This is a genomic window from Burkholderia sp. APQ4-4ca (genome assembly GCF_057837105.1).
The window spans coordinates 1-20,075 of record NZ_JBYQCG010000145.1; the positions used below are offsets into that span (position 1 = coordinate 1).

At 68.4% G+C, this 20,075-nt stretch carries 19 protein-coding genes; 9 read left to right on the forward strand and 10 right to left on the reverse strand.

What is annotated here, in order from left to right:
- Positions 1–94: 94 nt before the first annotated feature.
- Positions 95–730: a DUF177 domain-containing protein gene (locus AC3IFE_RS17865; RefSeq protein ID WP_027783927.1), complete on the reverse strand. Its 636-nt coding sequence runs from the start codon at positions 728–730 to the stop codon at positions 95–97.
- A gap of 228 nt (positions 731–958) precedes the next feature.
- On the opposite strand from AC3IFE_RS17865, the gene AC3IFE_RS17870 reads away from it, so the two are divergent.
- The gene (locus tag AC3IFE_RS17870; protein WP_489191380.1) at positions 959–1,591 is read left to right on the forward strand and encodes a Maf-like protein; all 633 of its coding nucleotides are present in this window, start codon (positions 959–961) and stop codon (positions 1,589–1,591) included.
- Complete coding sequence (locus AC3IFE_RS17875; RefSeq protein ID WP_089466980.1) at positions 1,588–2,310, forward strand: SAM-dependent methyltransferase; 723 nt, start codon at positions 1,588–1,590, stop codon at positions 2,308–2,310. The genes AC3IFE_RS17870 and AC3IFE_RS17875 overlap by 4 nt, the downstream gene beginning before the upstream one ends.
- A 62-nt stretch (positions 2,311–2,372) precedes the next feature.
- Here the strand turns inward: AC3IFE_RS17875 and AC3IFE_RS17880 are convergent, their stop codons facing one another.
- The 4 genes from AC3IFE_RS17880 to AC3IFE_RS17895 are packed head-to-tail and all read right to left on the reverse strand — an operon-like array spanning position 2,373 to position 5,445.
- Positions 2,373–3,365 carry a S49 family peptidase gene (locus tag AC3IFE_RS17880; protein WP_489191381.1) on the reverse strand — a complete coding sequence of 331 codons (993 nt, stop codon included), beginning with the start codon at positions 3,363–3,365 and terminating at the stop codon, positions 2,373–2,375.
- Positions 3,366–3,377: 12 nt separating this feature from the next.
- On the reverse strand, positions 3,378–3,779 hold the full coding sequence (locus AC3IFE_RS17885) for a Rieske (2Fe-2S) protein (RefSeq protein ID WP_059574322.1): 402 nt from the start codon (positions 3,777–3,779) through the stop codon (positions 3,378–3,380).
- The gene (locus AC3IFE_RS17890; RefSeq protein WP_089466978.1) at positions 3,776–4,435 is read right to left on the reverse strand and encodes an HAD-IA family hydrolase; all 660 of its coding nucleotides are present in this window, start codon (positions 4,433–4,435) and stop codon (positions 3,776–3,778) included. The genes AC3IFE_RS17885 and AC3IFE_RS17890 overlap by 4 nt, the downstream gene beginning before the upstream one ends.
- Positions 4,436–4,440: 5 nt before the next feature.
- Positions 4,441–5,445, reverse strand: a complete 1,005-nt coding sequence (locus AC3IFE_RS17895; RefSeq protein WP_089466977.1) for an RluA family pseudouridine synthase — start codon at positions 5,443–5,445, stop codon at positions 4,441–4,443.
- Between the two features lie 720 nt (positions 5,446–6,165).
- Between AC3IFE_RS17895 and AC3IFE_RS17900 the strand changes: the two genes are divergently transcribed.
- From AC3IFE_RS17900 to AC3IFE_RS17925, 6 genes are all read left to right on the forward strand, one after another.
- Positions 6,166–9,312, forward strand: coding sequence for an Rne/Rng family ribonuclease (locus tag AC3IFE_RS17900; RefSeq protein WP_489191383.1), 3,147 nt, complete (start codon positions 6,166–6,168; stop codon positions 9,310–9,312).
- 129 nt (positions 9,313–9,441) lie between these two features.
- A complete protein-coding gene (moaA, locus tag AC3IFE_RS17905) occupies positions 9,442–10,554 on the forward strand; it encodes a GTP 3',8-cyclase MoaA (RefSeq protein ID WP_089466975.1) in 1,113 nt (370 codons plus the stop codon).
- 27 nt (positions 10,555–10,581) lie between these two features.
- Positions 10,582–11,199 carry a molybdenum cofactor guanylyltransferase MobA gene (gene mobA, locus AC3IFE_RS17910; protein WP_089466974.1) on the forward strand — a complete coding sequence of 206 codons (618 nt, stop codon included), beginning with the start codon at positions 10,582–10,584 and terminating at the stop codon, positions 11,197–11,199.
- Positions 11,200–11,310: 111 nt separating this feature from the next.
- Positions 11,311–12,609, forward strand: coding sequence for a molybdopterin molybdotransferase MoeA (moeA, locus tag AC3IFE_RS17915; protein ID WP_089466973.1), 1,299 nt, complete (start codon positions 11,311–11,313; stop codon positions 12,607–12,609).
- Between the two features lie 37 nt (positions 12,610–12,646).
- Positions 12,647–12,922 carry a hypothetical protein gene (locus AC3IFE_RS17920; RefSeq protein WP_489191384.1) on the forward strand — a complete coding sequence of 92 codons (276 nt, stop codon included), beginning with the start codon at positions 12,647–12,649 and terminating at the stop codon, positions 12,920–12,922.
- Positions 12,919–13,404: a GNAT family N-acetyltransferase gene (locus tag AC3IFE_RS17925; protein ID WP_089466972.1), complete on the forward strand. Its 486-nt coding sequence runs from the start codon at positions 12,919–12,921 to the stop codon at positions 13,402–13,404. Before AC3IFE_RS17920 ends, AC3IFE_RS17925 begins: the two co-directional genes overlap by 4 nt.
- A gap of 90 nt (positions 13,405–13,494) precedes the next feature.
- On the opposite strand, the gene AC3IFE_RS17930 is transcribed toward AC3IFE_RS17925, so the two are convergent.
- From AC3IFE_RS17930 to pncB, 5 genes are all read right to left on the reverse strand, one after another.
- The gene (locus tag AC3IFE_RS17930) at positions 13,495–14,973 is read right to left on the reverse strand and encodes a DNA recombination protein RmuC (RefSeq protein ID WP_489191385.1); all 1,479 of its coding nucleotides are present in this window, start codon (positions 14,971–14,973) and stop codon (positions 13,495–13,497) included.
- On the reverse strand, positions 14,970–15,959 hold the full coding sequence (locus AC3IFE_RS17935) for a 2-hydroxyacid dehydrogenase (protein WP_089467912.1): 990 nt from the start codon (positions 15,957–15,959) through the stop codon (positions 14,970–14,972). Before AC3IFE_RS17935 ends, AC3IFE_RS17930 begins: the two co-directional genes overlap by 4 nt.
- Before the next feature lie 81 nt (positions 15,960–16,040).
- Complete coding sequence (locus tag AC3IFE_RS17940) at positions 16,041–17,471, reverse strand: sodium:proton antiporter (RefSeq protein ID WP_489191387.1); 1,431 nt, start codon at positions 17,469–17,471, stop codon at positions 16,041–16,043.
- A gap of 41 nt (positions 17,472–17,512) precedes the next feature.
- A complete protein-coding gene (locus tag AC3IFE_RS17945) occupies positions 17,513–18,175 on the reverse strand; it encodes a LutC/YkgG family protein (protein WP_489191388.1) in 663 nt (220 codons plus the stop codon).
- 87 nt (positions 18,176–18,262) lie between these two features.
- Positions 18,263–19,462, reverse strand: coding sequence for a nicotinate phosphoribosyltransferase (gene pncB / locus AC3IFE_RS17950; protein WP_089466968.1), 1,200 nt, complete (start codon positions 19,460–19,462; stop codon positions 18,263–18,265).
- A 281-nt stretch (positions 19,463–19,743) separates the two neighbouring features.
- Here pncB and fdxA point away from each other — a divergent pair, with 281 nt between their 5' ends.
- Positions 19,744–20,067 carry a ferredoxin FdxA gene (gene fdxA / locus AC3IFE_RS17955; RefSeq protein ID WP_011544919.1) on the forward strand — a complete coding sequence of 108 codons (324 nt, stop codon included), beginning with the start codon at positions 19,744–19,746 and terminating at the stop codon, positions 20,065–20,067.
- Positions 20,068–20,075: the final 8 nt, after the last annotated feature.

Sequence of the window (20,075 nt, forward strand, 5' to 3'; positions counted from 1 at the left end):
AACTCCTAAATAATTTTCCGGATTCTAACACAGCCCGATCCGGCGCTTAACTACCCTGGCCCAAAGCCCTTACGCCTTCCCGCGCCACAACTGCTTAGTGTTTCTTGGTGCCGTCACCGTCCTTCTTCAGCGCCTGCAGCGCTGCGAACGGATTCGGCCGTTTGCCTTCGTCCCCGGCTTCGTCGGACTCCTCGTCCGCTTCTTCCACGGGACCGCTCGCGCCCGACACGAGGCTTTCGTGAACTGCCGGGCAAACCTCGTGCTTGGGCACGAGCGGCAACGAAAGCAGCAACTCCTCTTCGATCAAGTCGACGAGATCGAACTGGCGTGAGCCCACGATCACATCGGCTTCATCGTCGTCGAGCGGAAATTCTTCAGCTTCTTCTTCGGTCGCGACGACCCGGTACGTCATGTCGACGTCGAACGTCTGGTCGTACGGCGTCACGCAGCGCTGGCACGTGAGCCACGCATGGCCGTGCACCGCGAGGCGCAGATACGGCTGCTGCCCGTCGGCGCCGTCGTCCTGCAATTCCTTCTGCGTGAACCCTTCCGCCTGCCACGTGAAGACCGTGTCGCGATCTGGCGCGTCCGTCGGCACTTCGTTTAACATGCGCGGCAGTTGCGAAAGGCGCACCGCCCCGGCTGCCTGCCGCCCGCTGCGGGCGAACTCGAACAGGTCGACCGCGTGCGGATCGAGCGCCGCCGCAGGTTTGCCAGAAGAAGTGTTCATGTGCGCTCCTGCCTACAGGCTGACTTGCGGATCCGGCTTGGCACCGCTCGCGTACGGCTCATCGAAGGATGACGTACTTTACTTCCGAAGACCCGGCAGGCGCCACCAACGAAAGCCTGCCGACGAAAAGCGGGAAAGCATACCTGTTTTACCTTTTGCGGTCAATCACTTAAGCTTGCGTCCGCGCAACGCCGCGCCCCACCTCACGACTCACCGATCCAACCGACCATGCCGGATACCGTTTGCCGCCCGCCGCGGCTGATTCTTGCCTCCAGTTCCCGCTACCGCCGCGCGCTCCTCGAGCGCCTGGGCGTGCCGTTCGACGTCGTGTCGCCCGACCTCGACGAAACCCCGCTCGCCGGCGAAACGCCGGCCGCGACCGCGCTGCGCCTCGCCGGCGCGAAGGCGCGGGCCGTGGCCGCGACGATCGACGCGCCGGACGGCGTGCTCGTGATCGGGTCGGACCAGGTCGCGACCTTCGACGGGCACCAGATCGGCAAGCCCGGCACGCACGAGCGCGCACTCGCGCAACTCGTGTCGATGCAAGGCCGCGACGTCGAATTCCACAGCGCGCTCTGCCTGTACGACAGCCGCACCGACGAAGCGCAGGTCGAGGACGTCGTCACGCACGTGCGCTTCCGTTCGCTGCCCGAGGCCGAACTCGACGCCTACCTGCGCGCGGAAACGCCGTACGACGTGGCCGGCAGCGCGAAGTCCGAAGGGCTCGGCATCGCGCTGCTCGACGCGATCGACTCGGACGACCCGACCGCCCTCGTCGGCCTGCCGCTGATCGCCCTCACGCGGATGCTGCGCGCCGCCGACTACCCGCTGTTCGCCATCCCCCGAGGAGACCGCGCATGACCGCCGGCACGCTTTATCTCGTCCCGAACACGCTCGGCGAAGGCGACGAATCGATGCTCGCCGCCGTGCTGCCCGCCGCCGTGCAGGCGCGCGCCGGCACGCTCGGCTATTACATCGGCGAGAACGCGAAAACGACGCGTGCGTTTCTGAAGAAGATCGGTACGACGCGACCGATCCAGGAAATCGAGATCAGCGAGCTGAACGTCAATACGCCGGCCGGCGCCATCGACCGGCTGCTCGCGCCCGTGCTCGCCGGTGCGGACGCGGGCCTCGTGTCGGAAGCCGGCTGCCCGGCCGTCGCGGACCCCGGCGCGCTGCTGGTGCGCCGCGCGCACGAGCGCGGCGTGAAGGTCGTGCCGCTCGTCGGGCCGAGTTCGATCCTGCTCGCGCTGATGGCGTCGGGCCTGAACGGCCAGAGCTTCGCGTTCAACGGCTATCTGCCGGTCGATGCGGCCGCGCGCGCGAAACGGCTGCGCGAACTCGAGCAACTGTCGCGCAAGGCGCGCCAGACGCAGATCTTCATCGAAACGCCTTACCGGAATCACGCGATGCTCGACACGCTGGTCGCGACCTGCGCGCCGTCGACGCAGATCTGCGTCGCGGCCGACCTGACCCTCGCGACCGAGACGATCGCGAGCCGCACGGCGGCCGACTGGAAAAAAGCGCCTGTGCCGAATCTGCACAAGCGCCCTGCGATCTTCCTGCTGCTCGCCAATTGATGCCGAGAACGGCGACCAGCTGACTCGCCGAAAGGCGGGCCGTCGCGGCCCGCCGGTTGCCGTCAGCGCAGGCTGACCGACGCGCCGCCGGCCGTCAGCGCCTTCATCGCGGCGCCCCCGACGGCCGCGCCGAACTTGCGCGCGACGCGATTCGTCAGGCTTTCCTTCACCGTGTAGTCGACCAGATCCGGCGCCTTCAGCACGTCGCGCGCGACCGTATCGGTCGTGCCGTAGCCGTCGGCGAGACCGAGCTCGACGCTCTTTTCACCCGTCCAGAACAGGCCGGAGAACATGTCGGGCGTCTCGTGCAGCCGCTTGCCGCGGCCATCCTTCACCGCCTTGATGAACTGCGCATGCACCTGGTCGAGCAGTTCCTGCGCATGTGCGTCCATCTTCGGCGTTTCGGGCGAGAACGGATCGTAGAAGCCCTTGTTTTCGCCCGACGTATGCAGCCGCCGCTCGACGCCGAGCTTGCCCATCAGCCCGGTGAAGCCGAACCCGTCCATCAGCACGCCGATCGACCCGACGATACTCGCCTTGTCGACGAAGATCTTGTCGGCCGCGGACGCGATGTAATAGCCGCCCGATGCGCACATGTCGGTCACGACGACGTACAGCGGCTTGTCCGGATACTTGCCGCGCAACCGCCGGATCTCGTCGTAGACCATCCCGGCCTGCACCGGGCTGCCGCCCGGGCTGTTGATCCGCAGCACGACGCCGACCGTGCCGTCGTCGTCGAACGCGGCGTCGAGCGCCGTGTTGATGTCGTCGGCGTTCGCATTGACGCCGGCCGCGATCTCGCCGTCGATCGTCACGAGCGCCGTATGCCGCCCGCTCGACGAGAACTTCGAGTCGCTCGAGAAATCGATCAGCGCGAACGCGAACAGCACGAACACGCCGAGAAACGCGAAGCGGAAGAAGATCTTCCAGCGCCGTGCCGCACGCTGCTCCTTGACGGCCGCGAGCGCGATCCGCTCGAGCGCCGCGCGCTCCCAGCTCGGTTCACGGCTGTCGGGACGGGAGGAGGAATCGGGGGAATTCGGTTGGTCGGCCATGCAGTGGTGTCGTCAGTCGGTCGTGGCGGAAGTGGCAGGATGCAGATCGGCATCGGGCACCCAGAATACCGCACGGCCGTCGGGCGTGTCGCGCTCGTCGACCTCGACCGGCCGCAGGCGGCCGCCGCGGCATGGGCCGCCGACGCACTTGCCGGTATCCGGCGCGTAGATCGCGCCGTGTGTCGCGCACATCAGATAGAGGCCCGACGATTCGAAGAACTGCCCTTCGGCCCAGTCGAGCTCCATCGGCACGTGCGCGCAGCGGTTCAGGTAGCCGTAGGCGCGGCCGTCGTAGCGCACGAAAAACACGACGGCCTGCTCGCCGCGCAGCGTCGCGTCGACCCGCACGCCGGCCCCGCCGTCGGTCAGCGCGCTCGATGCGCACACGCGCACGGCGTCGGGCGCCGCGCTCATGCGTGCTCCCGCAGCCAGGCAGCCAGCGCGCCGACGTCCGGCGCGACGAAGCGCGGCGTGAGCGCCGCCAGCGCATCGGCCGTGTGCGCGCCGTACGCCACGCCGACGCCGGCCGCGCCGGCGCTGGCGGCCATCTGCAGGTCGTGCGTGGTGTCGCCGATCATCACGGTGCGCGACAGGTCCTGCCCCAATTCCCGCGACAACTCGTGCAGCATGGCCGGATGCGGTTTCGAGAACGTCTCGTCCGCGCAGCGCGTCGCGTCGAACCAGCTCGTCAGCTTCGACTGGTCGAGCACGCGGTTCAGCCCGACCCGGCCCTTGCCGGTCGCGACGGCGAGTAGATAGCCCGTGTCGCGCAGCTCGGCGAGCAGCTCGCGCACGCCGGCGAACAGGGCGATGCGCTGGTCGTCGAGCAGATAGTGATAGCGGTAGCGCTCGGCCAGCCGCGCGTAGTCGGACGGATCGAGGGTCGGAGCCGCGATCTGCAGCGCGTCGCGCAGCCCGAGGCCGATCACGTAGCGGGAAGCTTCGTCGGACGGCGTGGGCAGGCCGAGATCGCGGCATGCCGCCTGGATGCTGTGCGCGATGTGCGCGGTCGAATCCATCAGCGTGCCGTCCCAGTCGAAGACGATCAGGTCAAATTGCTGTCGGGCCATGCGGTTCAGGCGGTATCGCGCAATGCGCTGAGTTGATCGAGGAAGCGCCGGCAGTCGGCCGGCAGCGGCGCATCGAACTGCAGCGCCTCGCCGGTCAGCGGGTGCGCGAGCTTGAGGCGGTGCGCATGCAGGAACATCCGTTTCAGCGACGGCTGCGCGTTCGCGCGCGCCAGCGCCTTGTTCAGTGCGAAATCGCCATACTTGGCGTCGCCGGCGATCGGCAGGCCGAGATGCGCGAGGTGCACCCGAATCTGATGGGTCCGACCCGTTTTGAGTTCCGCTTCGACGAGCACGTAGTCCGGCCAGCGGTCGACGAGGTTGAACACCGTATGCGAGGCCAGCCCGTCGTCCTGCACGCGCACGCGGCGCTCGCCTTCCGGGGTCGAATACTTGAACAGCGGCGCCTTCACCGCGCGGCGGCGGCCCCAGTCGGGCTGCCATTCGCCGTGCGCGCACGCGAAGTAGCGCTTGTCCATCCGGTTCTCGCGGATCTGCTCGTGCAGGCCGACGAGCGCCGTGCGCTTCTTCGCGAGCATCAGGATCCCGGACGTCTCGCGGTCGAGCCGGTGCACCAGTTCGAGGAATTTCGCGCGCGGGCGCGCCTGGCGCATCTGCTCGATCACGCCGAACGCGACGCCGCTGCCGCCGTGGACCGCGACGCCGGCCGGCTTGTCGATGACGAGCATCGCGTCGTCCTCGTACAGCACGTCGAAATTCGCGGGCGGCACGACGGGCGTGTCGGCGCGCGCGAGGTCGGCCGCCGCCACGCGCACCGGCGGCACGCGGACGAGGTCGCCCAGTTCGAGGCGGTACTGCGCATCGATCCGGCCCTTGTTGACGCGCACTTCGCCGCTGCGGAGGATCCGGTAAATATGGCTTTTCGGCACGCCTTTACAGACGCGCAACAGGAAGTTGTCGATGCGCTGACCGGCCGAGTTTTCGTCGATCTCGATCATCGATACCTGGCCGCTTGCGACCGAATTCTGGGATATTTTGCCTAACTCATTCATACTGAATATAATTTTGCCCAGCCTGACGTTGTGGGTGGCCTGACCGGCCGGCCCCGGCTGAATCGGGCAAGGCGCAAGCGCAAACCGCTATTTTACTTGCGCCGGGGGTCCGCTGCTCGCCCCTAATCAAAGAGATGCAGCAAGTTGCACGCACGGCGCCGCCCGTCGGCAAGGATCGCGCCCACAGGCGGATTCGGTCGGCAAGGCGCCGCGGTAACGGAAAGTTGGTTGAAAAGAATTTGATCGGCAGCCCGACGGCGCGCAGTGCGTCCGCAGGCTGCCGGTTGCGAAAATTACGGCGTTGCGCCCGATTTGGCCCCGCGAAGCGTGCGGGGCTTGGCGACGTCAAACCAGGGAAGTACACCCCAAGCGGGAAAGTCGGGCTGGATTCGATACTCCCCGCTGCGGCCCAAGCCGCAGCATCTGCCGCCCGTCGGCGCGCGCGACGTATTGCGCGCGCCCGTGGCGATGCCCGGACAGGCTTAGCGCGCTTTTGCAGCGTGCGGTGTGTGAACGCCGTGCTTTGAAGCCGTATTCGCAGGTGCCCTATGGCCGCCGGCCCCGTCTTTCGGGCCCAAGCGCCTCTTCAGGCAATTCTCCCCGCCAGCATTCCCGCTCCAGCGTGCTCGTGACAACACAACAAGGTGCGGCCTGCCGTCGTTCCCGCCCTCGCGCCTGACAACCGCGAGGCGCCGGCAGCGGAGCCGCCTGGAGCCGTTCATGAAACGCATGCTGTTCAATGCGACGCAGCAGGAGGAGCTGCGCGTCGCCATCGTCGATGGGCAAAAGCTCATCGACATCGACATCGAAACCGCCGGGCGCGAACAGCGCAAAGGCAATATCTACAAAGGTGTCATCACCCGCATCGAGCCGTCGCTCGAAGCGTGCTTCGTCAACTACGGTGAAGACCGCCACGGCTTCCTGCCGTTCAAGGAAGTCGCCCGCCAGTACTTCAAGGACGGCATCGACATGCGCTCCGCGCGCATTCAGGATGCACTGCGCGAAGGCCAGGAGCTGATCGTCCAGGTCGAGAAGGAAGAGCGCGGCAACAAGGGCGCGGCCCTGACCACCTTCATCTCGCTCGCCGGCCGCTACCTCGTGCTAATGCCGAACAATCCACGCGGCGGCGGCGTGTCGCGCCGGATCGAAGGCGACGAGCGCCAGGAACTGCGCGAAACGATGGCGCAACTGCAGATTCCGGACGGCATGAGCATGATCGCCCGTACCGCGGGCATCGGCCGCAGCGCCGAGGAACTGCAGTGGGACCTGAACTACCTGCTGCAGCTGTGGCGCGCGATCGAAGCGGCGTCGCAAAGCGGCAACGCCGGCCAGCCGATGCTGATCTATCTGGAATCGAGCCTCGTGATCCGCGCGATCCGGGACTATTTCCAGCCCGATATCGGCGAAATCCTGATCGACACGAACGAAATTCACGATCAGGCCCGTGCGTTCATGGACATCGTGATGCCGGACAACGTCGCGAAGGTGAAGCGCTACCACGACGACGTGCCGCTGTTCTCGCGTTTCCAGATCGAGCACCAGATCGAAACCGCGTACTCGCGCACGGTGCCGCTGCCGTCCGGCGGCGCGATCGTGATCGACCACACCGAAGCGCTCGTCGCGATCGACGTGAACTCGGCCCGCGCGACCAAGGGCGCGGACATCGAGGAAACGGCCACCCGCACGAACCTCGAAGCGGCCGACGAAGTCGCCCGCCAGCTGCGCCTGCGCGACCTCGGCGGCCTGATCGTGATCGATTTCATCGACATGGAATCGGCGAAGAGCCAGCGTGAAGTCGAGCAACGCCTGAAGGATGCGCTCAAGCACGACCGTGCGCGCGTGCAGATGGGCAAGATTTCCCGCTTCGGCCTGATGGAGCTGTCGCGCCAGCGCCTGCGTCCGGCGCTGTCGGAAGGCAGCCACGTGACGTGCCCACGCTGCAACGGCACCGGCCACATCCGCGATACCGAATCGTCCGCGCTGCAGGTCCTGCGGATCATTCAGGAAGAAGCGATGAAGGAAAACACCGCGGCGATCCACTGCCAGGTGCCGGTCGAGGTGACCGCCTTCCTGCTCAACGAAAAGCGTCAGGAAATCAACAAGATCGAGTCGCGCTTCAAGGTCGGCATCGTGCTGATCCCGAACAAGCACCTCGATACGCCGCACTATAAGCTCGAGCGCCTGCGTCACGACGACGCGCGCCTCGACGATCCGCGCGCCTCCTGGAAGATGGCCGAGGAAGCGGCCCGCGAACTCGAGTCGGAAACCGGCTACAGCAAGCGTGCGGCCGAAGTGAAACCGAAGCAGGAAGCCGCCGTCAAGGGCATCACGCCCGAGCGTCCGGCCCCGAGCCCGGCGCCGCAGCGTCCGGTCGAACCGGTTGCGGCCCCCGCCCCGGCGCCCGTCGTCGCCGCAAGCGGCGGCTTCATCGGCTGGCTGAAGGGCCTGTTCGGCGTGTCGCCGGCACCGGCGCCCGCGCCGGTCGCGCCGGCACCGGTGAAGGAGCAGGCAGCCCGTCCGGCTCGTGACCGCACCGAAAAGACCGAGCAGCGCGGCGGCGATCGCAACCGCAACCGCCGCGGCGGCGCCCAGCAGGCGCAAGGCGGCCGCGATCAGGCAGCCGCGGGCCGTGGCCAGCCGCAACGCCAGGAACGCGAAGGCAAGGAAGTGCGCGAACCGCGTGAAGGCCGTGAGCCGCGCGAGGGTCGTGAGCTGCGTGAAGGTCGTGAGGGCCGCGAAGGTCGTGACAACCGTGAGGGTCGCGAAGGCCGCGAGGGCCGTGGCCCGCGCGAAGGTCGCGAGCCGCGTGAAGGCCGTGAGCCGCGCGAACCGCGCGAAAACCGCGAACCGCGCGAGCGCGTCGAACAGCCGGAAGGTGTCGAAGCCGCCGGCCGTGGCGAGCGCCAGGAACGCGGCGAGCGTCGCGAGCGCGGCGAACGCCGCAAGCCGACCCAGCATGCGGCCACGCTCGAAACCGTCACCCGCGGCGAAAACCATCCGGAGACGGAAACCGACAAGGCTGCGGCGGAAGCCCTGCCCGGCGCGGAACTGGCAGCCGATGCGGAAGCCGGCGCACGTGACGGCGAAGAACGCCGCCGTCGCCGTCGCGGCCGCCGCGGCGGTCGTCGCGAGCGCGAAGAAGACGGCTCGGTCGACCAGGCCGAGCAAGGCGCGGAAGGCGAAGTCGCGGCGCAAGCCGTGACGCCGGCCGCACCGGTCGCGGCCGAACCGGCCCACACGGCCGCACCGGCAGTCGTCGCAACCGTGGCGAGCGTGGTCGCCGTGGAAGCCGTCGTCGAGCAGCATGCCGCACCGGCCGCTGTCGAAGCGCAGCCGGCACCGGCACACGTCGAAGCGGCTCCGGCCGCCCCGGCCGAGCCCGTCGTCGCCGCCCAGGCAGCAGAACCTGCACCGGTCGCACCGGCGGTCGCGGAAGCGGGCCCGGCGCCGGTCGCGGTGTCGCCGACCGATGCGTTCGAAGTGCCGGTAGCGGCTCCGGCCGTTGTCGAAGCGCCGCAAGCCGCACCGGTCGAGCAGGCCGCACCGGCCGTCGCGATCGAAGCCGCTCCGGTGGCTGCCGAACCGGCACCGGTCGAAGCAGCGCCTGTCGAGGCAGCACCGGCCCAGGCCGTCGCCGCACCGGCACCCGCTCCCGCACAACCGGCAGCCGCGCCCGCTTCGGCGAGCCTGGATGTCGTGCTGGAGCAGGCCGGCCTCGTCTGGGTGAACACGGACGCCGACAAGTTCGCGGCCGCGCAGGAAGCCGCATCGCGACTCCCGCGCCCGGCCCGCGTGCCGCGCGAACGCAAGGTGCTGCCGCCGGCCGATACGGCCCCGATGCAGCAGGTCGAAACGACGCACCACTGAACGGCGCATCGCCCGACCAGGAAGCCCGCCTCCGGCGGGCTTTTTCACGTCCGCGCTGCGGGTTTCCGCCCACCGGCCCCGCCGGCCGGTTGCAGCTAAAATAGTAGTCTGGTTCGCACTTCTTCCAACATGTCCCGACGCATCATTCCCCTCGCCGACGTCAGCGGGATGCCGGACGTCTCCGGCGTCGCGCATGCCCCCGACGGCACGCTGGCCGACACGTTCGCCCGGCCGCTGCGCGATCTGCGCATTTCGGTGACGGATCGCTGCAACTTCCGTTGCGTGTACTGCATGCCGCGCGCGGTCTTCGACAAGGACTATCCGTTCCTGCCGCACAGCGCGCTGCTCACGCACGAGGAAATCGAGCGCGTGGCGCGGCTCTTCGTCGCGCACGGCGTCGAGAAGATCCGCATCACGGGCGGCGAGCCGCTGCTGCGCAAGAACCTCGAATTCCTGATCGAGCGCCTCGCGCGCCTGACGACGCACGCCGGCCGCCCGCTCGACCTGACGCTGACGACCAACGGCTCGCTGCTCGCGCGCAAGGCGCGCGCGCTGAAGGATGCCGGACTCACGCGCGTCACGGTCAGCCTCGATGCGCTCGACGATACGCTGTTCAAGCGCATGAACGATGCCGAATTCGCGAGCGCCGACGTGCTCGACGGCATCTTCGCCGCGCAGGCCTCGGGCCTCGCGCCGGTCAAGGTCAACATGGTCGTGAAGCGCGGCACCAACGACAGCGAGATCCTGCCGATGGCCGAGCGTTTTCGCGGCACCGGCGTGATCCTGCGCTTCATCGAATACATGGACGTCGGCACGTCGAACGGCTGGAACATGACCGAGGTGCTGCCGTCGGCGGACGTCGTCGCGCGCATCGCCGAACATTTCCCGCTCGTGCCGCTCGAGCCGCACACGGCAGCCGAGACCGCCCAGCGCTGGGGCTACGCAGACGGCAGCGGCGAGATCGGCGTGATCTCGAGCGTCACGCAGGCCTTCTGTGGCGACTGCACGCGCGCGCGGCTGTCGACCGAAGGCAAGCTGTACCTGTGCCTGTTCGCGTCGACGGGGCACGACCTGCGTGCGCTCGTGCGCGGCGGCGCGACCGATGCCGAGATCGCGACCGCGATCGCCCGCATCTGGCACGCGCGCACCGACCGCTATTCGCAACTGCGCGGCAGCGCGCCGGCCGACGCAGCGCCCGATGGCGCAGGCAAGCGCGTCGAAATGTCGTATATCGGCGGCTGACGCCCGCCGCTCTTCCCCCTTCGCGCGATGCCCGCTCCCGCCTCCCCGTCGATCGCCGGCCTGCTGCTCGCGGGCGGGCGCGCCACCCGCATGGACGGCGTCGACAAGGGCCTGCAACTGCTCGACGGTACGCCGCTCGCGCTGCACGTCCTACGCCGGCTGTCGCCGCAGGTCGACGAGACGCTGATCAGCGCGAATCGCCATGCCGATCGCTATGCCGAACTCGGCGCGCCGTTCGACGCGCGCATCGTCGCGGACGAAACGCCCGACTTCCCCGGGCCGCTCGCGGGCCTGCTCGCCGGCATGCGCGCGGCGCGCGCGCCGCTGGTCGTGTGCTCGCCGTGCGATACGCCCTATCTGCCCGCCGACCTCGTCGCGCGGCTGCATGCGGCGCTCGACGCACAACAGGCCGCCATCGCGATGGCGGTCACCGTCGACGCGCAGCAGATGCGCTCGCCGCAGCCGACGTTCGCGCTGCTGCGCACGTCGCTGGCGGACGACCTGGCCGCCCGGCTCGCGGCCGGCGACCGCAAGGTGCGTGCGTGGTACGCACGCCACACGACGGTCGAAGTCGAGTTTCGCGACGAGCGTGCGTTTTACAATGCCAACTCCTGGCAGGAACTCGCCGCGCTGGCCCGCCGCTGACGGCACCGCGCCGTTCCCGCCCGGTGTCCGCCACACGCGAAACCCGCGCCCCGGCACCCTCCTCGCGCCACCGGCCACGAACCCGATACGCCTTGCGGCGCAGTCCGACTGATGATCACGCAATCCTCGCCCGCCTCCCGAACCGCACCCGATCCCGATGCGCCGTTGTCGCTCGCCGACGCACAGGCGCTCGCGTGCCGCTTCGCGGTGCCCGTCGACGCGTGCGACACGGTGACGCTGCGCGATGCGCTCGACCGCGTGCTCGCGGCCGACGTGAATGCGCCGTTCGATATTCCCGCGTACGACAACTCGGCGATGGACGGCTATGCGTTCGACGGCGGCAGCGCCGCCCTTGCGTCGTCGCAGGGTGAGGTCGCGATGACGGTCGCGGGCACCGCGTTCGCCGGCCATCCGTTCGACGGTGCGGTGCCGACCGGCGCATGCGTGCGCATCATGACGGGCGCGCCGATGCCGGCTGGATGCGACACGGTGATTCCGCAGGAACGCGTGCGTGTAGAAGGCGACACGATCCGCTTCGCCGCGCACGACGTCGCGCGCGGCGCGAACTGCCGCAAGGCCGGCGAGGATCTCGCCGAGGGCGCCTGTGCGCTCGCCGCCGGCCGCATCCTGCGGCCGTCCGATCTCGGCCTGCTCGCGTCGTTCGGCATCGCCGACGTCACGGTGCGCCGGCGCGTGCGTGTCGCCGTGTTCTCGACCGGCGACGAGCTGCGCGAGCCCGGCGAACCGCTCGGCCACGGCGCGCTGTACGACAGCAATCGCGGCATGCTGATCGCGATGCTCGAACGGCTGCACGTGGACGCGATGGATCTCGGCATCGTCCGCGACGACCCGGCCGCGCTCGAAGCCGCATTGCGCGACGCCCTCGCCGCGCAGGCCGATGCAATCATCACGTCGGGCGGCGTGTCGGTCGGCGAAGCCGATTTCACGCGCGACGTGATGGCGCGGCTCGGCGACGTGACGTTCGCGAGTCTCGCGCTGCGGCCCGGCCGCCCGCTCGCGTGCGGCACGCTCGCCCGCGCGGCCGACGGCGCCGGTCGCGCGCTGTTCTTCGGCTTGCCCGGCAATCCGGTCGCGTCCGTCGTGACGTTCCATGCGATCGTGCGCCCCGCGCTGCTGACGCTGGCCGGCGCGCTGACGCCGGCGCCGGCCATGTACACGGCGCTCAGCACACAAGCGTTGAAGAAACGCCCCGGCCGCACCGACTATCTGCGCGGCGTCGCGACGCGCGCCGCCGACGGCCAATGGCACGTCGCGCCGGCCGGGTCGCAAAGCTCCGCGTCGCTGAGCGGTCTGGCGGCCGCCAACTGTTTCATCGTCCTGGGCCACGATGCCGCGGCAGTCGACGCGGGCGCCCCGGTCGACATCCTGCCGCTCGACGGCCTGATCTGAATTCCAATCGGTATATCTCTACGGGGGCAATCCGCACATGAAGAAGCAAATCTCGTCGATCGCCGCGGGGCAGACCGCAAAGGCGCTGATCCTCGTCTACCTGACGTTCAGCGTGCCGATCGTGCTGCTCGGCATCCTCGTCGCGTATATCCGTTACGGGATGGTCGAGTTGAGTACGATCCTGAGCGCGCTGCTGCTGAATGCGATCCTCGGTTTCGTGCTGCTGTGGATTGCATGCCTCGCGTACAACTGGGTCGCGTCGCGCTTCGGCGGCATCGAGATCGTGCTGTCCGATCCGCCGGAAGAAGCATGAGCGGCACGCCGCTGATCCGCGCGGCCGACCCGCGCGACGTCGGCGCGATCCTCGCGCTGATGCGCGAGCTGGCCGCGTTCGAAAAGCTCACGGCGCTGTTCGTCGCGACCGAAGCGGATCTCGCCGATGCACTGTTCGGCGAGCACCCGGCTGCCGAAGCGCTGGTGGCCGAGCGCGACGGCGCGATCGTCGCGTACGCGCTGTTCTTCCACAACTATTCGACGTTCCTCGGCCGCCGCGGGCTCTATCTCGAGGATCTGTACGTGCAGCCGTCGCAGCGCGGCACGGGCCTCGGCACCGCGATACTGCGCCAGCTCGCGGCACTCGCCGTCGAGCGCCGTTGCGCGCGCTTCGAATGGTCGGTGCTCGACTGGAACCAGCCGGCGATCGACTTCTACGAGAAGATGGGCGCGACCGTGCTGCCGGAGTGGCGCATCGTGCGCGTGACGGGCGACGCGCTGGACACGCTCGCCGCGCATTGAGCGCGAGCCGGCCGCGCCGGCGATCGCCGCAAAAGAAAACGGGCGCCGCGGCGCCCGTTTTTTCCGTCCGGCGGCGGCCGACAACGTGCGTCACGCGTCGTCCGCGTCGGCGCCTTCGGCCCCGTCCGCGCCGAGCAGCCCGGCCGCCGTGTCGCCCGGCAGCGCCTCGACCTGCTTCAGCTTGCGGCTCATCACACGCGTGCGCTGCTCGGCGGACTCGATCGAGCGCGTGACCGTTTCGAGCTGCGCCTTCGTGCGCGCGAGCACGTCGCCGAACTTGCCGAACTCGGTCTTGACCGCGCCGAGCACCTGCCAGACCTCGCTCGAGCGCTGCTCGATCGCGAGCGTGCGGAACCCCATCTGCAGGCTGTTCAACAGCGCGGTGAGCGTGGTCGGCCCCGCAACCGTCACGCGGTAGTCGCGCTGCAGCAGGTCGGTCAGCCCCGGGCGGCGCAGGATTTCCGCATAGAGCCCCTCGGTCGGCAGGAACAGCAGCGCGAAATCGGTCGTGTGCGGCGGCGCGACGTACTTCTCGGCGATCGTGCGCGCCTCCATCCGCACCCGCGCCTCGAGCGCACGCGCCGCCTCCTCGACGGCCACCGCATCGGCGCGCTCCTGCGCGTCGATCAACCGCTCGTAGTCTTCGCGCGGAAATTTCGCGTCGATCGGCAGCCACACCGGCGACGCGTCGCGCGTGCCGGCGTCGCGCCCCGGCAACCGGATCGCGAATTCGACGCGCTCGGTGCTCTTCGGCACCGTCGCGACGTTCTTCGCGTACTGGTCGGGCGTCAGCATCTGTTCGAGCAGCGCCTCGAGCTGCACTTCGCCCCAGGTGCCGCGCGTCTTCACGTTGGTCAGCACCTTCTTCAGGTCGCCGACGCCGGCCGCGAGCGTCTGCATCTCGCCGAGCCCGCGATGCACCTGTTCGAGCCGGTCCGACACGAGCTTGAACGATTCGCCGAGCCGCTGCTCGAGCGTCGCGTGCAGTTTCTCGTCGACGGTGCGGCGCATCTCCTCGAGCTTCGCCGCGTTGTTCGTCTCGATTTCCTTCAGCCGCTGTTCGAGCGTCGCACGCACTTCGCCGATCCGGCGGTCGTTCGCCTCGGTCAATTGCGTGAGCTGCCGGTTCAGCGTGTCGCCGAACACGCGCAGCGCGCCCGCCTGTTCCTCGCGCGCCTGCTGGGCCTGGCGCTGCACGCTCTCGCGCATCGCGTCGAACTGCTGCGCATTGCCGGCGACGAGCTTGCCGAGCTGCTGCGCGAACCTCTCGATCTGGTTGTTCTGCACGGTCGCCACGCTCGTCAGTTGCGCGGCGAGCGTCTGCTGCAACTGGGCGAAGCTGCCGACCAGCTCGGTGCGCGAGCCGCGTGCGTTCTCGACGATCTCGCCGCGCAATTCGCGTTCGAGCCGCTCGACCGCGCGCGCCTGCGCATGCGCGGCGTCCTCGATCTGGTCGCCGAGCACGGCCGCATCGTCGTGGCGGCCGCCGCCGCGCACGAGCGCGACGATCGCCACCGCGAGCGCGACGGCCAGCACGACGACCGCCGCCAACAACAACGTCATCGTCATGCGCGCGGCTTCCCGATCACGTCGGGGTTGATCGGATTCGGCGGCTGCCCCGCACGCGGCCCCTCGCCGAGCGCGGCGATCAGGTTGTCGGCGGCGAGGTTCGCCATCGCACGGCGGGTCTTTTCGGTCGCGCTCGCGATATGCGGCGTCAGCACGACGTTCGGCACCTCGAGCAGCGCCGGATGCACGCTCGGCTCGCCCTCGTACACGTCGAGGCCGGCCGCGGCGATCGTCCCGTCGCGCAGCGCGGCGGCCAGCGCCGCGTCGTCGACGATCCCGCCGCGCGCGATGTTGGTCAGCGTCGCCGTGGGTTTCATCTTCGCGAGTTCGGCCGCGCCGATCGTGTGATGGTTCTCCTTCGTGTACGGCAGCACGAGCACGACATGATCGGCGCGCGCGAGCAGCACATCCTTCGACACGTATTCGGCATTCAGCTCGGCCTCGATCTCGGGCGCGACGCGCGACCGGTTGTGATAGATCACCTGCATCCCGAAGCCGCGCGCGCGGCGCGCGAGCGCCTGGCCGATACGCCCCATCCCGATCACGCCGAGCGTCGAGCCGTGGATGTCGGTGCCGAGGAAGCCGTCGTACGCCCACTTCCGCCAATGACCGGCGCGCAACCAGTGTTCGGATTCGGCGATCCGGCGCGCGGCGGCCATCATCAGCGCCCAGCCGAAATCGGCGGTCGACTCGTTCAGCACGTCGGGCGTGTTGGTGCCGAGCACGTTCGCCGCGTTGAATGCGGCCATGTCGAAGTTGTTGTAACCGACCGCCATGTTCGCCACGACGCGCAGGCGCGGCGCCGCCGCGAGCGTCGCCGCGCCGACCGGATCGCCGGCCGTCAGCGCGCCGTCCTTGTCGGCCAGGCGCGCGGCGAGCGCGTCGGGCGCGAGCGCGTCGCCGTCGTTCCAGTCGACGTCGAAATACTGCTTGAGCCGTTCGATCACGTCCGGAAAGATCGGACGCGCGACCAGGATCTTCTGCATCGCCATCTCCGCATGCCGCGAACGGATCGCGGCGCGCCATGCGCCGCCGGAGCCGCCCGCTCGGGGTTGAAAAACGTCAGCTTACGCCGTGAAGAAAAGCCACGACGTCAGCAGGAATACCGGTATCAGCACGACGAGCGCCCAGCCGAGGTACGCGAAGAAGCTCGGCATCTTCACGCCGCGCGATTCGGCGATCGCCTTCACCATGAAGTTCGGTGCGTTGCCGATATAGCTGTTCGCGCCCATGAACACCGCGCCGGCGGAAATCGCGGCGAGCGTCGACGCGCCGGCCGTCATCAGCGTCTGCGCATCGCCGCCGGCGAGGTTGAAGAACACGAGGTAGGTCGGCGCGTTGTCGAGGAACGACGACAGGATGCCCGTCGCCCAGAAGTACATCGCGTCGACCGGCTTGCCGTCGGGCCCGGTGACGAGATGGACGATCTGCGCGAACGCGCCGTCGGCGCCCGCGCGCAGGATCACGATCACCGGCGCGATCGTCACGAAGATCCCCGCGAACAGCTTCGCGACTTCCTCGATCGGCGCCCAGTTGAACGCGTTGCCCTCGCGCGCGGAACGCGGCGTCAGCGCGAGCGACGCGAGCGTCACGACCACGAGCGCGACGTCGCGCACGAGATTCTGCAGCGCGACGTGCGTGCCCCACACGTCGAACGAGATGCCCGGCTTCCACACGCCGCTCATCAGCACGAGCGCGATCACGGCCGCGAGCAGCACGAAGTTGATCTTGCCGTCGATCGACAGCGCCGCGCCGTCGGGCGTCGGATCGAGCGCGGCCGGCCGCTCCTCGCCGCCCTTCCGGTAGAAGTACGTATCGAGCGCGAAGAACAGCGTCAGCAGCACCACGCAGATGAACAGCATCGGCAGTGCGAGATGGGTGGTCGTCCAGAAGAAGCTCACGCCGTTCAGGAAGCCGAGGAACAGCGGCGGATCGCCGAGCGGCGACAGCGAGCCGCCCGCGTTCGCGACGAGGAAGATGAAGAAGATCACGACGTGCACGACATGCTTGCGGTTGTCGTTGGCGCGCAGCAGCGGCCGGATCAGCAGCATCGCGGCGCCCGTCGTGCCCATCACGCTCGCGAGCAGCGTGCCGAGCGCGAGGATCGCGGTATTCAGCTTCGGCGAACCGTGCAGGTTGCCGTTCACGCAGATGCCGCCCGCGACCGTATAGAGCGCGGTGAGCAGCACGATGAACGGAATGTATTCCTCGAGCAGCGCATGCACGAGCGTGCCGAACGCGGCGCCCGCGCCGAACGCGACCGCGAACGGCGCGAGGAACACGATCGCCCAGCCTGCCGCGATCTTGCCGAAGTGGTGATGCCAGAACACGGGGGCGACGAGCGGGAACAGCGCGATGGACAGCAGGATCCCGGCGAACGGGATGCCCCAGAGCGCGGATAACGTGGCACCGTCGAGCGTGGCGGCCGATGCGAGCGCGGGAGCGGCGCCAAGCGCGATTCCCGACACCATGCCTGCCCAGGCGGCATGTCGTTTCATGCGGAACTTCCTTGTTCGAAACTGTGAATGGGGCGGGCGCGTCATGCGCCCCGTACGACGATCGCGTGCACGCGGTACGGGCCGTGCGCGCCCAGAATGATCGTTTGCTCGATGTCGCCCGTGCGCGACGGGCCCGACACGAAATTGACCGCGCGCGGCAGCTCGCCGCACTCCGCGCGAATCAGCGCGAACGCGTCTTCATGACCGGCGACGATACGCGACGCCGGCACGATCGCGAGGTGGGTTTCCGGCAGCAGGCCGGCCGATGCGTAAGTGTCGGGGCCGGACAGCAGCACCAGCGACCCCGTTTCGGCGGTTGCGCAGAAGCAGCCGGTCAGGCCGACGAGATCGCCGTCGCGCGGCTTGCGGCACTCGACCGACAGGCCGGCGCCGGCCCAGTCGAGATCGGCCAGCGTGCGCCATGCGACGGCCTGCGTCGGCAGACCATGAGCGGCAAGATAGCGGGCGGCGGCGGCAGGCACGTCGGCCAGCGTCGCGACTTCGTCGACCGTGGTCGACAGGCGCCCCGCTTCGTCGACGAACGCGGCGACGAGGTCGGCCGGCGCCGGCGGGCGCGGACCCTGCGGATGACGGGCGAGATAGTCGGCGACGCCGTCGCGCTCCGCTGCATCGGGTTCGGCCGCGCGCCCCTGCGCCGCGCGAATGCGCGCGAGGATCTGGCGACGGGCAGCGGAAGTGTCCATGAACGGTCCTCGTGACGTTGGCGTGCAATACGTCGGATTATACCGGCCACCCCTGCCGCGACACACCTTCGGCCGAACGGCCAACGCCTACTTCGACGTGTCTTCCTCGACCGGCTGCGCGATGCCGAACACCTGGCGCAGGTACGCGAGATAGGCCTTGTCGTCGCACATGCTCTTGCCCGGCGAATCCGACAGCTTCGCGACCGGCTGGCCGTTGCAGCGAACCATCTTGATCACGATCTGCAGCGGCACGTAGCCGAGATCGTTGGTGAGGTTGGTGCCGACGCCGAACGCAAGCTTGCAGCGGCCGCGGAACCGTTCGTACAGCTGCATGACCTTCGGGATGTCGAGCGCGTCCGAGAACACGAGCACCTTGGTGCGCGGGTCGCAGCGGTTCGCCTCGTAGTGGCGCAGCATCCGCTCGCCCCAGTCGAACGGGTCGCCCGAATCGTGACGCGCGCCGTCGAACAGCTTGCAGAAATACATGTCGAAGTCGTTCAGGAACGCGTCCATGCCGTAGACGTCCGACAGCGCGATCCCGAGGTCGCCGCGATATTCCTTCGCCCACATCTCGAAGCCGTAGATCTGCGAATCGCGCAGCCGCGGCCCGAGCGCCTGGCACGCCTGCAGGTATTCGTGCGCCATCGTGCCGAGCGGCGTGATGTCGTGCTTCATCGCGTACAGCACGTTGCTCGTGCCCGCGAACTGCGGGCCGAGCCCGTCGCGCAGCGTGAGCGCGACTTCCTCGTGCCAGACCTTCGAGAAGCGCCGGCGCGTGCCGTAGTCGGCGATCTTGCAGTCGGCGAACTCGGGCTTCGCGCCGAGCAGCTTGATCTTCTCGCGCAGCCGCTCGCGCCCCTCGCGATAGTCCGGCTCGCGTTGCGTGTTGCGGAAATAGACTTCGTTGACGATCGCGAGCACCGGAATCTCGAACAGGATCGTATGCAGCCACGGCCCCTCGATCACGACGTCGATCTCGCCGTTGCCCTTCGGCGACGGCGTGATCGAAATGTACTTCTCGTTCAGGTGGAACAGCGCGAGGAAGTCGACGAAGTCGCTCTTGATGAAGCGCATCCGCCGCAGGTAGTCGAGTTCGACGTCGGCAAAGCGCAGCGAGCACAGGCCGCGCACCTCGTCGCGAATCTCGTCGATGTACGGCACGAGATCGACGCCGGGCGTGCGGCAGCGGAACCGGTATTCGACGTTTGCAGCGGGAAAGTGATGCAGGACGACCTGCATCATCGTGAACTTGTAGAGATCCGTGTCCAGCAGCGAAGTGATGATCATGATGACGGCAGCGCCAATATCGTGACAGGGCACCGGCGCACCGCGCGCCGCCCGGTCTGCCGGCCATGTTACCCGAATGCGGGCCGGACCATCGTGAAACCGCGCCGCCGCGTCGCGCCCGTGCGTGGCGTGCGGGTACGCGTGTCGCGCATCCCATAAACTAATCACGAAACGATATAAGCCGGATAGCCGAGCTCGTCATGCGGTTTTGGCGCTTCAGTTACAATGCCGCTTTTGGCGCAAACGCCACCCCATATATACCGCCAAGCAGGAGCGTTTTGATGACTCACGTTGTGACCGAAGGCTGCATCAAGTGCAAATACACGGATTGCGTGGATGTGTGCCCGGTGGATTGCTTCCGTGAAGGTCCCAACTTTCTCGCCATCGATCCGGACGAGTGCATCGACTGCGCCGTGTGCGTCGCCGAATGCCCGACCAATGCGATCTATGCCGAAGAAGACGTTCCGGGCGACCAGCAGCAGTTCACCGAGCTGAACGCGGAGCTGGCGAAGAACTGGCCGTCGATCACGAAGACCAAGCCGGCGCCGGCCGACGCGGACGAGTGGAAGGACGTGCAGGACAAGCTGCACCTGCTCGAGCGCTGATCACACGG

What these genes read in the sequence shown, in the direction of transcription:
- AC3IFE_RS17935 (WP_089467912.1), bottom strand. Translation starts at nt 15,959, where the DNA reads ATGCAGAAGATCCTGGTCGCGCGTCCGATCTTTCCGGACGTGATCGAA.
- AC3IFE_RS17865 (WP_027783927.1), bottom strand. Translation starts at nt 730, where the DNA reads ATGAACACTTCTTCTGGCAAACCTGCGGCGGCGCTCGATCCGCACGCG.
- fdxA (WP_011544919.1), top strand. Translation starts at nt 19,744, where the DNA reads ATGACTCACGTTGTGACCGAAGGCTGCATCAAGTGCAAATACACGGAT.
- AC3IFE_RS17930 (WP_489191385.1), bottom strand. Translation starts at nt 14,973, where the DNA reads ATGACGATGACGTTGTTGTTGGCGGCGGTCGTCGTGCTGGCCGTCGCG.
- AC3IFE_RS17875 (WP_089466980.1), top strand. Translation starts at nt 1,588, where the DNA reads ATGACCGCCGGCACGCTTTATCTCGTCCCGAACACGCTCGGCGAAGGC.
- AC3IFE_RS17920 (WP_489191384.1), top strand. Translation starts at nt 12,647, where the DNA reads ATGAAGAAGCAAATCTCGTCGATCGCCGCGGGGCAGACCGCAAAGGCG.
- moaA (WP_089466975.1), top strand. Translation starts at nt 9,442, where the DNA reads ATGTCCCGACGCATCATTCCCCTCGCCGACGTCAGCGGGATGCCGGAC.
- AC3IFE_RS17900 (WP_489191383.1), top strand. Translation starts at nt 6,166, where the DNA reads ATGAAACGCATGCTGTTCAATGCGACGCAGCAGGAGGAGCTGCGCGTC.
- pncB (WP_089466968.1), bottom strand. Translation starts at nt 19,462, where the DNA reads ATGATCATCACTTCGCTGCTGGACACGGATCTCTACAAGTTCACGATG.
- AC3IFE_RS17880 (WP_489191381.1), bottom strand. Translation starts at nt 3,365, where the DNA reads ATGGCCGACCAACCGAATTCCCCCGATTCCTCCTCCCGTCCCGACAGC.
- AC3IFE_RS17890 (WP_089466978.1), bottom strand. Translation starts at nt 4,435, where the DNA reads ATGGCCCGACAGCAATTTGACCTGATCGTCTTCGACTGGGACGGCACG.
- AC3IFE_RS17885 (WP_059574322.1), bottom strand. Translation starts at nt 3,779, where the DNA reads ATGAGCGCGGCGCCCGACGCCGTGCGCGTGTGCGCATCGAGCGCGCTG.
- AC3IFE_RS17945 (WP_489191388.1), bottom strand. Translation starts at nt 18,175, where the DNA reads ATGGACACTTCCGCTGCCCGTCGCCAGATCCTCGCGCGCATTCGCGCG.
- AC3IFE_RS17940 (WP_489191387.1), bottom strand. Translation starts at nt 17,471, where the DNA reads ATGAAACGACATGCCGCCTGGGCAGGCATGGTGTCGGGAATCGCGCTT.
- AC3IFE_RS17895 (WP_089466977.1), bottom strand. Translation starts at nt 5,445, where the DNA reads ATGAATGAGTTAGGCAAAATATCCCAGAATTCGGTCGCAAGCGGCCAG.
- moeA (WP_089466973.1), top strand. Translation starts at nt 11,311, where the DNA reads ATGATCACGCAATCCTCGCCCGCCTCCCGAACCGCACCCGATCCCGAT.
- AC3IFE_RS17870 (WP_489191380.1), top strand. Translation starts at nt 959, where the DNA reads ATGCCGGATACCGTTTGCCGCCCGCCGCGGCTGATTCTTGCCTCCAGT.
- mobA (WP_089466974.1), top strand. Translation starts at nt 10,582, where the DNA reads ATGCCCGCTCCCGCCTCCCCGTCGATCGCCGGCCTGCTGCTCGCGGGC.
- AC3IFE_RS17925 (WP_089466972.1), top strand. Translation starts at nt 12,919, where the DNA reads ATGAGCGGCACGCCGCTGATCCGCGCGGCCGACCCGCGCGACGTCGGC.